Annotated in this window: 2 protein-coding genes; one reads left to right on the top strand and one right to left on the bottom strand. The window is 44.3% G+C overall.

Translation table 11 applies throughout. The annotated features are described in order from the left end of the window. Nucleotides 1-401 (top strand): hypothetical protein (locus A3738_RS30565; RefSeq protein WP_197473589.1); only part of this gene is annotated, 401 nt, incomplete at its 5' end. A 63-nt stretch (nt 402-464) separates the two neighbouring features. On the opposite strand, the gene A3738_RS04530 is transcribed toward A3738_RS30565, so the two are convergent. Beyond that, a partial coding sequence (locus A3738_RS04530) for a helix-turn-helix domain-containing protein (protein WP_156503954.1) occupies nt 465-653 on the bottom strand: 189 nt, incomplete at its 5' end.

The raw sequence follows: 653 nt of genomic DNA, 5'->3' as shown, positions 1-653 counted from the left end.
AGGAACCTCCCGAAAATGAGTCCACTGACGATACATCCATCAAATCTGCCGAATCGACGATAAAATCACTGGAAGATCAGTTGACGGAAGAGTTCCAGCGAGAGCGTCCTGACTTAGAGTTTGACCCAAACCTACAAGCTATCGTTAAACCTAATGAACGCGTAGTGGGTGACGCAGCCTCTTTTGATACCTTCAGTCAGATTCAGTACAACAAAAGCAATTTTAAACATGAAGCAACGTTCAATTCAGATGGAAGCGTGCAACATGATAGAGACCTTCAGATCGACTTGCTGAAGTTTGAAAATATCGGTGGGGATGATTTGAACGACCCGAGCACGATCGGAAGTATTTATATCTCTGACTGGACGTCTCAAGGATCTACGACAACTCAAGTACGATAGTTCTAAAAGCCAAAAACAAAAAAGGCGCATCAAAATGCGCCTTTTTTCATATGTCGCTTACGTCTATCTCGTGCCGTATACAACCATCGTCTTACCTTTCACTTGAACGAGACCCTGCTCTTCAAGTGTCTTTAGTACTCGACCTACCATTTCACGAGAACAGCCAACGATACGTCCGATTTCTTGACGCGTAATTTTAATCTGCATGCCGTCTGGGTGAGTCATCGCATCTGGCTCCTTACACAGATCAAG

The organism is Oleiphilus sp. HI0066 (genome assembly GCF_001635725.1).
Note: the sequence above shows the minus strand (reverse complement) of the source record. Positions and strands in the feature narration are given on the sequence as shown.